The sequence below is a fragment of the Staphylococcus sp. IVB6181 genome, assembly GCF_025561445.1.
GTDB classification, from domain to species: domain Bacteria; phylum Bacillota; class Bacilli; order Staphylococcales; family Staphylococcaceae; genus Staphylococcus; species Staphylococcus simulans_B.
The window spans coordinates 1218554-1230362 of sequence record NZ_CP095096.1; the positions used below are offsets into that span (position 1 = coordinate 1218554).

Genomic DNA, 11809 nt, shown 5'->3' on the forward strand with positions numbered 1-11809 from the left:
AATTGGCTCTATGTCAAATTCGGTTGATGCATAAAATTTGAAATCAAATATTATAGTTACCATAAACTATGTCGCTCAGCTAGTATTGCTTTAATTCCTATGGAATTTAGTATTACTAACTGAGCATTTTTTATTTTAAGCTGCTTTAGGCAATGGAGTATGGAAGCGATGTTTTTTCTTAGCTAATAGCTTGAATTTGATTAGAATTCTATTTCTGAAGTTATAGAAATTTCTGTATCCATAAGCGATTCTTTTTAGTACTTTAATGTTGTTATTTATAGCTTCTATAGGGCCGTTTGAGCGACCAGGATGATTTAATGCATTCATAATTTCTGGTAAAAAATTTCTAAAGCTTTTAAGTACTCTTTTAAGTCCGCCATCAGTATTTCTATCCTTAAGGTATTTAAGAATTTGATGAGTTAATTTATGATTTTCATTGGTCTTTATTGATGTACGAAGCGCATTTACTTTGTCATAGACATCCTTTAACTCTGGGCTTTCACCCAAAATAAAATTTATCATTGATTTTTCTGATTCTAATCCAGGGAAAAGCTTGTTATCTTTATAAAGCGTACTATTCAAGGATTCGGAAGGTTTAAGAATAAGCTTCCAATAATGTTTAAGTTTTCTATAGTATTTGCCATCCTTATGTCTTTTTTCATTCATTATCCTGATACGAACTCTATTGAGTTCTCTATTTAATGCTTGAACAAGGTGAAATCGATCTAAAATGATTTTCGCATTTGGAAATAACTGCTTAAATAAAGAAATATATGGGCTGTACATATCGGTTGTAACTGTTTCAACTCTTTTTCTTACTTCTCTATCAAACCGGATAAAATAAGCAAATAATGCACGCTTTCTACGATCAGGTAAAATATCTACGATTTGATGCGTATCACCATCACAAAATATAAAACTCATTTTACCTACTACATTTTTAACACTTTTGAATTCATCCACCATGATATGTTTGGGCAGTTCATTAAATGGACCTAACTTAACACTATTTGCAGTTTTATTAATATAACGTATTACAGAAGCAGAACTAACATTGTTATCGTAAGCAATGCCTTTGCAAGACCTATTCTCATGGCTTTGATACAGAATATGCAGCGCTAATTTATTACAGAAATTATGATGTTTTTTCACAAAATTCGTCTTTGCTACAAATGATGAATGGCATGAACGACAAAAGAACCTTTGTTTTTTGAGCTCTAAATAACTGGGACTACCTTGAATCTTCATAAGCTTTATCATCGTTTTTCTTTTACCATTCTTTACTATTCTATGGTTTTCATTTACTGCTCCGCAGTTTTCACAACAATCTGGTGTTTATGTCAAAGTGCCTTTAAATAGTAAAGTTCTTACCAAGTTAAAGTAAACTTCCTGAACATCATCAGAAAAAGTAATATTTTTCCCTTTATAATCAAGTGTTTTTGCTATACAATGTGTCATAAGCGCAATTCCTCTCTTTATTTGTGTTGGTAACTTAAATATTAGGGGGTTGCGCCCTTTTTATGCAAAAAATTCGATTGAGAAATAACCGCTAGGTTATCTCATCAACCGAATTTATTATAGAGCCGAGGAATTCAGCGTTATTTTTATGCATTCAGATTTGATTAAGGAGTAGACATACCCTCACCAGAACTGCCGCCGCCTTGTGACTGCTGCTTAAGCTTTTCTGGATTTAAGATAGAATCATCGACTGCTTTTTTAATATCTCTATCTTTAAAGTCTACATTATATTCTTTTAATAGATCTTTATAAGCATCTACTAAGATTTTCGGATCTTTTTGAACTTTATTTTGAACGATTTGAGATTTTAATTTCTTACGTTCTGAAGAGAAGTCCGTTGGTTTTTCAGCTTTGATTATGTGATAGCCGTAATCTGTTTTCACTACATCTGAGATTTCGCCATCTTTTAATTTGAATAAAGCTTTATCGAATGGTTCGACCATTTGGCCTTTGATGACATAATCTAAGCTGTCGTCTTTTTTGGCACTTGCTTTATCCATTGATTCTTTTTTCGCAATTTCACCGAATTTATCCGGATTTTTCTTCACTTCTTTTTGGATGGATTCAGCTTTTTGTTTTGCTTCTTTATCACTTAAACCTTCTTTATCTTTGTCGTCTGATTTGACTTTAATAAGGATATGAGAAGCTTTTTTAGTGTTGTCCTTCAACTCTTTATCAGACACTTTAACTTTATCTGTCAGCAGTTGTTTTTGATACGCTTGAAGTTTCTTTTGCTCTTTATAATCTTTAAGTGTCATACCTTGTTGTTTTAGAGCACTTTCAAACTGATCTTTGCCGCCGTATTGTTTTTGTTCTTCTTTGATTTGTTTATCAATTTCTTTATCATCCACTTGATCCGCATATTTCTTTTCAAGCAATTTGCCGAGCAGGATTTCAAAAGAACTGTTCGCAATTTGTTCATTGCCGATTTTTTTCATAACATCTTCAACTTTAACATCTCCGGCTTTTGAAGATATCAGTACATTATCTTTAGAGTCCGTTGCTTGATTCCCGCATGCGCCTAATAGTACAGCACTTGCTGCGACAGGAATCATAATCTTCTTAAATGATCTCATATCACAATCTCCTTTTTTAAATATAACAATGTTAATATACCATACTATGAATGTGATACAAATTCATTTCTGTTGTACTAAGACCAAAGTATGAAGGAGAAGATAAAAAAGGGTCTGAACAAAGCAGTGCAATGTTCAGACCTTTGAATAGTATTTCAAATTTAATTAAAGTTCGGATCTAATGGATAATCGTATTTGTTTAAGATATTGAAACCTGTGCAATGTTCTTCGATATATTTACCTTCATTAGAGAATAAAATCAATTTCAAGTACATGAAGTCCATCACTGAAAATCCTGCATTGAGTGAAAGTAAAAACATAAAGTAATGACCGTATTGCGGTAATAAAGCAGCGAGATAAATGCTAGCTGCTGTAATGACGATTAACGGTGTGATTAAGCTTAAGCAGAACAGGTATTTGTTCACAGGTGTGCTGACATATAAGTTATATAAAGGTATCCAAGGACGTTTTGTTAAACGTTTCTTTTTAAAGTGTTTATAGTAGGGTGCCAGTACCACTAAATGAATCATTTTATGAATCGGATACAACAACAGCACCGCAGCTAAAAAGACGAAAAAGTATCGATCTGTAATTTCCTTGTGAGATAAAAATATCAATACCTCATAACTAATTAAAAAAGTAATAATCGTAGTAACGAGCGCTATGAAAAAGATACGCGGTAAGCCAAATCTAGTATTAATGTCAATTTGACGAGAACACATGAACATCACGATACCTCCTCGCATGTATATTTTTGAAATTTTTGGATGTTTTTTTGCTTGTTTCTTATCAATACTTAGGTATTATCTATCTTTATTTCAAAAGAGTCAAGCATTATTTACGAGGAATTTTGACAGGTGTTTTTAAAGGAAAGAGAAAAGGGAATAAATGTTGTCATAATGCATATTAAAGCGTGATTAAATGCATTAAAAAAGCACAAAAAAAGATTAGAACAAAATGATTTTGTCCTAATCTTAATTGAATGTTTATTCAGCTTCAGTATCAACTTTTTTATCTTTAGGTTGAACAGCTGCTGATTGGTTTTGATAAACAGTTTCTTTTTCATCTCTGCCGATAGCTTGCGTTTTAGGTGTGTAAGGCGGAATGTTTTTCTTGCTTGGGCTTTTAGTAATATCTTGAACCGTAGCTGTAATAACATCACCGCGTTTTTGAATGTCTTCGATATTTTCTTGAATATGATTAATATTCGGTTGAATATCTTTCATGAAGTCGCTGATTAATGTTTTGACTTCGTCGACAATCGTTTTAACTTGTTTTGTTTCTTCTTTGATTTGATTCACATAGCCTGTGATATTGTTGGTAGATTGCTTAATTGCACGTGTACTGTCGTCAAATTCGCCTTGACTAGTTTTAGATTGGTCTTTGTTAAAAGCAGTAACTGCTAAGCCAGCTGCTGTACCGGCTGCTAATCCACCTAAAATACGTAATACTTTCATAGGTTAGTCTCCTTAATTAATTGATGTTCAGATTTGATATAGTATGCTATACCCGATTTTTAGGCAATCATTCAAATTGTGCTTGAATCTCTTTTGCGATTTCAGCTTTTGCTGCATCGTCAATCGTATCTTCATGTGTAATCCATTTATAACCGAAACCGTCCACATCGTTTTCATATCTAGGCAAGAAGTGGAAATGTAAATGGAATACTGATTGGTCTGCAAATTCACCATTGTTTTGAATGATGTTTAAGCCGTCTGGATTGAATGCTTTCTTAATCGCATTTGCAATCTTAGGCATCGCAGCACCAATATGCTGCATTGTTTCTGGATCTGTTTCAAAGATATTCGGAGAAGCTTTTTTAGGTACCAATAACGTATGGCCTTTCGTTACTTGAGAGATATCTAAAAATGCATAGACATAGTCGTCTTCATAAACTTTGTAGCTTGGAATTTCACCATCAATGATTTTGCTGAAAATAGTTTCTGACATCACAATTCACTCCTTAAAAGGTTTACTTAATCTACATTATAGCATTACCCGCCTTGAAACGTCATGTAGTGAATGATATCTCTATGAGTTATGTTTCGCTTTTTGGTACAATTAAAACAGTTGGAGGTTATGAATGATGACTGTAAAAGTAGAACATCTTACAGGCGGCTATGGTAAGAAGCCTGTAATTAAAGATATTAATTTTGAATTGAATGATGGAGAAATCGTAGGTTTAATCGGATTAAACGGGGCAGGGAAGAGTACGACAATTAAACATATGCTCGGCTTGCTGACGCCTGCGTCTGGCGAACTTTCGATTTCCGGTACTAATATAAAAGAAGATATAGAACAGTACAGACATAAATTGTCTTATATTCCTGAAGCGCCCGTAATTTACGAGGAGCTGACACTGCAAGAACATATCGATATGACTGCAATGGCATACGGTATTGATAAAGCAGAAGCGATGAAACGTGCGCAGCCTTTATTAAAGACGTTTCGCTTAGAGAAGGAATTACAAGTATTCCCAAGTCACTTCTCTAAAGGGATGAAACAAAAAGTAATGATTATCTGTGCCTTCATCGTTAATCCTGAGCTTTATATTATTGATGAACCATTTCTTGGATTAGATCCGCTCGGTATTCAATCGATGCTCGATTTGATGGTAGAAAAGAAAAATGAAGGGCGTACTGTATTGATGAGTACGCATATCCTAGCTACAGCAGAACGTTACTGCGACCGATTCATTATTTTAGATGAAGGGAAAATTGTTGCGTTCGGCAACTTAGATGAACTAAGAGCACAAACAGGTTTGCATGATAAAACGTTAGATGAAATTTATATTCATGTAACGCAAGGTGGTCAGACAGTATGACAGATCACCGAGCAGTAGCATTATTTAATCAAAGAAGACAAGCAATCAGCAAAGAAAAAGCGCATTACAATAAGTTTATTTTTAATGGGCACTTTTCCGTATTCTTATTGATATTGTTCGGCGCATTTCTTTTAGGCTATGGGAATTGGCTGAAACATATTCCGACTGGTATTCCTTATGCATTGCTTGCAAGTTTAGCGGTAGCTGTTATTTCCATATTTCCGCTGAGAACATTATTAAAAGAAGCAGACAGATTATTCTTGCTGCCGTTTGAACGCCATATGTCCAGTTATTTAAAGTACAGTATGCTTTATAGTTATTTGGGCAGAGTGGCTTTGCAGATAGTAGTATTGATAGTGCTGTTCCCGTTATTTAATAAACTAGACAGCAGTAATTTCATTTACTTTGTTTTATTTGCTATCAGTGCATTAATATATCCGTATTTAGGGCTGCTTGCTAAATTGGAATGGATACAAGCCAATCGTTCTGTTTGGGTGATGCAGTTGATGCAATGGGTCTATTTTGCTCTGACTTACTTCATTATTCTTGGTGCACATCAATGGCTCGGTATCATTTTGATTTTCATCTTTGCGGGTTGGATTGTGTTATTAAAGAAAGGGAATCAACAACGGTTATTGCCTTGGGAACGCTTAATTGCGATAGAACAGCAGCACCATATGAATTACTATAAATTCGTCAATATGTTTACAGATGTGAAACATTTGCGCTCGATGGCAGTACGCAGACGTTATCTTGATTTCTTGCTTGTACGTCCGAGTGCTAATAAATATAATGCAAAACATATGTATCTCTTCTTATTCAAACGCAGTTTCTTAAGAGGGAAAGATGCATTGAATATTATTTTGCGTTTGGTGATTTTGACATTAATTTTAATGATATGGTTATCTAACCAATGGATTTCGCTGATTGTAGGCGGATTGTTCATGTACATCATTATTTTGCAGACGGCACAATTTTATACGCAGCAAGCATATGGGCTTTGGCCGCAAGTTTGGCCGGTTCCTGAAGAACGAGTGATTCAAGGATATGCTCAATTCCTTTATCATATTATGTTTGCAGTAGCGATTATTTTAACTATCGCATATGTCATTTTATTCCCGGCACAATTTTATTTCGCATTATTGTTCTTTATTGTCGGATTCTTAACTATCATAAATATTGTGAAGAAATTAAAATATCAAGAAGCATTGCTGAGAGATTAACAGCAAAAAAGAACACCTGATTAACTTTTTAGTTAATCGGCGTTCTTTTAATACTATCGCTTTTGGCTTAGTCTTTATCCACGGGGTAGAGGTAACGTTCAAAGTAACTTGAATGTTGTCCGCTAGATCCGAAGAATTGAGATAGTGCAGCTTTTGAAAAGTTTTCTTGATAAACTGAAGAAGCTTTGAAATCTTCAAAATTACGGCGTTCATTAAAGCCGAAGTAAATTTTATAAGTTGTGCCTTTGTCTGGTTTCAATAAACGATAACATTTGAATCCAGGGAACTTTTCAAAGTCTAAAGATAATGATGTTAAACGTTTTTCTAACTGATAAGCATGATTTTCAGCAGTCGGTACAAAGACAACTGCATAGAAACATTCTTCTTCAAGCTCTTTAACTCTTGATAATACCTCATAAGTTAAAGGCTCTTTTAATGCACTCGGCATATCAGTTTCTTCAAATATTAATGATGTATCATTTGCTGAAAATAAATATAAGTGATGGTCTGGGTTGTTCAATCTGATTTGGTTGAGGTATCCGAATGTACCATAGGATGCATAGAATTTCATGGTACTCTCCTCCTTTGTCTTATTTTGCAATAAACAATATTAATTGCTAGCGCAATTTTTTGCTAGTACTTACATTATAAAGCATTAAATGGATAAAGTGGTAAAAATATGAAAAGGAAGTTCAAAAAGTTGTCGAAATTGCAAACGGCGAAAATGAGAGTTGTGCTGAATTATGTCATAATATAGATTGATGAGAAATTAAGAAAGAAATTGTGATTGAAAAGTTCTATTTCTTTAATTTCCTATGTCGTATTTATGACATTTCCAATGATTAAAATACGCATATTCTTTAGATATGCTAGAATTGATTAGAATGATTATTATTGTGGGAGGATACTGTGGTGCATCGTAAAAATAATACAATTTTAAAAATGATTAAGGGAGAAGAGGTGCCGCATACACCATTATGGTTTATGCGACAAGCAGGGCGTTCACAGCCTGAATACCGTGCCTTAAAAGAGAAATATTCGTTATTTGAAATTACACATCAACCTGAGTTATGTGCCTATGTTACACATTTGCCTGTCGATCATTATCAAACAGACGCAGCAATTTTATATAAAGATATTATGACACCGTTAAAACCGATTGGTGTCGATGTTGAGATTAAATCAGGAATCGGACCTGTCATCGATAATACGATTAAAACGTATCAAGATGTTGAAAAGCTGGGCAAAATCGATCCGAAAAGGGACGTTCCCTATGTTTTAGATACAATTAAATTATTAACAGAAGAGAAGCTGAACGTGCCGTTAATCGGATTTGTGGGCGCACCGTTCACATTAGCCAGCTATATGATTGAAGGCGGACCTTCTAAGAATTATCATTTTACAAAAGCAATGATGTATCGTGATGAGGCAACTTGGAATGCGTTGATGAATCATTTAGTCGACATGTCGATTACGTATGCGAATGCGCAAATCGAAGCGGGTGCAGAATTAATTCAAATCTTTGATTCATGGATCGGAGCATTGAATGCGCCTGATTTCAGATATTATATTAAACCGCACATGGAACGTTTGATTAAAGGTATCAAAGCTGAACATGATGTGCCGGTTATTTTATTCGGTGTAAATGCGACGCATTTAATCGAAGAATGGAATACATTGCCGATTGATGTGTTAGGCATAGATTGGCGTACAACAATTAAAGCTACTGCAGATGCAGGCGTAACAAAAACAATTCAAGGTAATTTAGATCCGTCATTATTACTTGCTCCTTGGGAAGTAATTCAACCGCGATTAGATGAAATTTTGGATCAAGGTATGGCACATGGCAAACATATCTTTAATTTAGGTCATGGTGTATTCCCAGAAGTGAAACCGGAAACGTTGAAACAAATTGCGGATTACGTGCATCAATATACGAAAAGAAAATAAATGAATTGTGAAACGAAAGATAAAGGAAGGGTTTATAATGACTCGAACTATAGGATTACTAGTGATGGCTTATGGTACGCCGTATCAAGAAAGCGATATTGAAGCGTATTATACAGATATCCGTCATGGTAAAAAGCCGACACCAGAAGAAATTCAAAATTTAAAAGATCGCTATGAGTTTATCGGCGGTTTATCGCCGCTTGCAAGAATTACAGATGAACAAGCAGAAGCACTGCAAAAACATCTCAACAATATGTATAAAGATAAAGAGATTGAATTTAAACTTTATGTTGGATTAAAACATATCCATCCATTTATTGAAGATGCGGTAGATCAAATGCATGAAGATGGTATTACTGAAGCGGTTACGATTGTTTTAGCACCGCATTATTCTAATTTCTCCGTTGGCTCATACAACAAACGTGCAGCAAAAGCAGCTGAGCCTTACGGTATTGAATTAAAACATGTTAAAAGTTTCTACCAGCAGCCTAAGTTTATTCAGTATTGGGTTAAACAAGTGAATGAAACACTTAAAACGATACCTGAAGCTGAACATGATCAAACAGTTTTAGTTGTTTCTGCACATAGTTTGCCAGAAAGAATGATTATTGAATCAAATGATCCGTATCCAGAACAGCTGAAAGATAACACACGTTTGTTAGAAGAACTATCTAATATTCAGCATACTGCACGCGGATGGCAATCAGAAGGGAATACAGGAACGCCTTGGCTTGGGCCGGATGTGCAAGATTTAACAAGAAGTTTAGCTGCAGAATATGGTTATAAACATTTCATTTATACGCCGTTAGGCTTTGTCTGCGATCATTTAGAAGTGTTGTATGACAATGACCATGAATGCAAAGTTGTGTGTGATGAAGTAGGTGCAACGTATCATCGTCCGCCGATGCCGAATACACAACCGCTATTCATCGGTGCTATGGCAGATGAAATTTATCAGCTCTTAACAGTGAAAGAAGTGGATGAACATGAGTAAGAACATAGCAATTATAGGTGCAGGTATTACAGGCTTATCTGCAGCTTATTATTTGAAAAAAGAACATCCGGACTTTGATGTGACAATCATCGAGGCTGCTAATCGTACAGGCGGTAAAATCCAAACGTATCGCAAAGACGGCTTTACGATTGAACTCGGACCGGAATCTTATTTAGGCCGTAAGAAGATTATGACAGAACTAGCAGAAGAGGTAGGGTTAGGTGATGATTTGATTACCAATCAAACCGGACAATCCTACATTTATGCGCGCAATCAGTTATACCCGATACCCGGCGGCTCTATTATGGGTATCCCGACTGATATCAAACCGTTTATGACGACTAAGCTGATTTCTTTAAAAGAGAAAGCAAGAGCAGCATTGGATTTAACTAAAAAACCGATTGAAATGGATGGCGATATTTCTGTCGGCGACTTCTTCAGACAACGTTTAGGAGATGAAGTACTGGAAAATTTAATTGAACCTTTAATGGGCGGTATCTATGGTACGGATATCGATCAATTAAGTTTGATGAGTACCTTCCCTAACTTTAAACATCGAGAAGAAGAATACGGCAGTCTTATCAAAGGTATGCGTCAAGAAAAGCTCGAACGCCAACGCCAAAAAGAATTGTATCCAGGTGCGCCTAAAGGACAATTCAAACAGTTCAGACATGGTTTAAGTTCATTTATAGAGGCATTGACGCAAGCAGTTGAAGCACAAGGTACAACGATTCAATATCAAACGAAAGTAGAAGATATTATCGGCTTCCAAAAAGGCTACAATGTGGTATATAAAGGCGAGAAACACTTTTATGATGGTGTTCTTGTAACTGTACCGCATCAAACGTTCATGCAATGGTTCTCTGAAGATCCGGCATTAGATTACTTTAAAACAATGGACAGTACCTCAGTAGCCACTGTTGTGCTGGCATTCGATGCAAAAAATGTTGAAAACACTTATGATGGTACTGGATTTGTGATTGCGAGAACATCAGATACACGCATCACAGCATGTACATGGACCAGCAAGAAATGGCCGTTTACAACACCAGAAGGCAAAGTCTTGCTGCGTGCATATGTCGGCAAACCAGGCGATCCGATTCTCGAAGAGATGGATGATGAACAAATTGTTGCGACAGTGAGAAAAGATTTAAGTCAAATGATGACGATTAAAGGCGACCCTGAATTCTCAATCGTCCATCGTATGCCGAAGAGCATGCCGCAATACCATGTAGGTCATATTCAGCATATTAGACGTATACAAGACCATATCAGACATACGTATCCGCATTTGCGTATAACAGGTGCGGGATTTGAAGCAGTTGGTTTACCAGATTGTATTCAACAAGGTAAAGATTCTGCAGAAGAATTAGCAAGCGCTGTACAATAATTATTAAGAAACGATGAAATTTCTGAAAAAAAGATTGACCTTTTTATCAAATAAGATTAATCTGAATATGGAAGACAGTGAGATAATATAATGGATTGTATGATATAGATAGAAGAAGTATACAAGAGAAAGATGACCTGAACCTAGGTTCTATTAGTATTGAAACAACGGCTACCTTTTGATGAGCACAAGAGGCAGCAGTTTGTTTTCAGGAATTTGAACCTGTTATTCAGGTCATTTTCTATTTGAAAGTGCAAGAGGTGAAGTTGATGACAAATATTATTTTAATTCATGCACAAGGTGCAGATGCACATGAAAACTGGTATGAATGGTTAGAACAATCGCTTAAATTAGAAGGTTATCAATCAGATATTGTGAATATTGAACATAGTCTGCCGGTTAATATGGATGAGTGGCTGACACAATTAAATGAGCAAATTGATATTACTAATTATGAAACTTATTTCGTGACACATGGCTTTGGTACACTTGCAGGGCTGAAGTATTTAGAGCAGCAACCTGATGTACATATTGAAGGTTTCTTCAGTATTGCAGGCTTTGGACCGGATGCAAAGGATATCAACCCAGAACTCCATGCATCAGATGTGACATTGGACATAGAAGGGCTTAAACCGCGAATTGATTATTTCTATGGACTGGCTTCTAAGGATGATCCTTTTGTGCCGTATCAAGCAACAGAAGACATTGTAAAAGCATTCGGAGGCAAAACAAGAATTATTAAAGATGGCGGTCATTTTACTACGAATGACGGTTATGATACATTCTTAGCTTTAAAAAATAATATGATGAAACGTATGTCTAAATAAGGTAGAT

11 protein-coding genes and 1 pseudogene are annotated in these 11809 nt (G+C 35.4%); 6 read left to right on the forward strand and 6 right to left on the reverse strand.

What is annotated here, in order from left to right; translation table 11 throughout:
• Positions 1–135: 135 nt before the first annotated feature.
• The 5 genes and pseudogenes from MUA90_RS05945 to MUA90_RS05965 all read right to left on the reverse strand — a co-directional run.
• Positions 136–1320 (reverse strand): annotated as a pseudogene (locus tag MUA90_RS05945) (ISL3 family transposase); the annotation flags it as partial.
• Between the two features lie 302 nt (positions 1321–1622).
• Positions 1623–2594 carry a peptidylprolyl isomerase PrsA gene (locus MUA90_RS05950; protein ID WP_262588673.1) on the reverse strand — a complete coding sequence of 324 codons (972 nt, stop codon included), beginning with the start codon at positions 2592–2594 and terminating at the stop codon, positions 1623–1625.
• A 161-nt stretch (positions 2595–2755) separates the two neighbouring features.
• Positions 2756–3322: a DUF3267 domain-containing protein gene (locus MUA90_RS05955; RefSeq protein ID WP_262588674.1), complete on the reverse strand. Its 567-nt coding sequence runs from the start codon at positions 3320–3322 to the stop codon at positions 2756–2758.
• A 258-nt stretch (positions 3323–3580) separates the two neighbouring features.
• The gene (locus MUA90_RS05960; protein WP_114603079.1) at positions 3581–4051 is read right to left on the reverse strand and encodes a hypothetical protein; all 471 of its coding nucleotides are present in this window, start codon (positions 4049–4051) and stop codon (positions 3581–3583) included.
• Positions 4052–4118: 67 nt separating this feature from the next.
• Positions 4119–4544: an HIT family protein gene (locus MUA90_RS05965; RefSeq protein WP_105992469.1), complete on the reverse strand. Its 426-nt coding sequence runs from the start codon at positions 4542–4544 to the stop codon at positions 4119–4121.
• Between the two features lie 136 nt (positions 4545–4680).
• On the opposite strand from MUA90_RS05965, the gene ecsA reads away from it, so the two are divergent.
• Together ecsA and ecsB are read left to right on the forward strand one after the other, a co-directional pair.
• Entirely contained in the window at positions 4681–5418 is a 738-nt protein-coding gene (ecsA, locus tag MUA90_RS05970) for an ABC transporter ATP-binding protein EcsA (protein WP_105993045.1), read from the forward strand.
• Positions 5415–6641 carry an ABC transporter permease EcsB gene (gene ecsB, locus MUA90_RS05975; protein WP_262588675.1) on the forward strand — a complete coding sequence of 409 codons (1227 nt, stop codon included), beginning with the start codon at positions 5415–5417 and terminating at the stop codon, positions 6639–6641. Before ecsA ends, ecsB begins: the two co-directional genes overlap by 4 nt.
• Positions 6642–6708: 67 nt before the next feature.
• Here ecsB and MUA90_RS05980 read toward each other — a convergent pair whose 3' ends face one another.
• Positions 6709–7212: a signal transduction protein TRAP gene (locus MUA90_RS05980; protein ID WP_262588676.1), complete on the reverse strand. Its 504-nt coding sequence runs from the start codon at positions 7210–7212 to the stop codon at positions 6709–6711.
• A gap of 338 nt (positions 7213–7550) precedes the next feature.
• Between MUA90_RS05980 and hemE the strand changes: the two genes are divergently transcribed.
• The 4 genes from hemE (at position 7551) to MUA90_RS06000 (ending at position 11802) form a co-directional block, all read left to right on the forward strand.
• Positions 7551–8591, forward strand: a complete 1041-nt coding sequence (gene hemE, locus MUA90_RS05985) for a uroporphyrinogen decarboxylase (protein ID WP_105992472.1) — start codon at positions 7551–7553, stop codon at positions 8589–8591.
• 37 nt (positions 8592–8628) lie between these two features.
• Positions 8629–9585, forward strand: a complete 957-nt coding sequence (gene hemH, locus MUA90_RS05990; protein ID WP_262588677.1) for a ferrochelatase — start codon at positions 8629–8631, stop codon at positions 9583–9585.
• Complete coding sequence (hemY, locus tag MUA90_RS05995; RefSeq protein ID WP_262588678.1) at positions 9578–10975, forward strand: protoporphyrinogen oxidase; 1398 nt, start codon at positions 9578–9580, stop codon at positions 10973–10975. Before hemH ends, hemY begins: the two co-directional genes overlap by 8 nt.
• A 269-nt stretch (positions 10976–11244) precedes the next feature.
• Positions 11245–11802, forward strand: coding sequence for an RBBP9/YdeN family alpha/beta hydrolase (locus MUA90_RS06000; protein WP_262588679.1), 558 nt, complete (start codon positions 11245–11247; stop codon positions 11800–11802).
• Positions 11803–11809 lie beyond the last annotated feature (7 nt).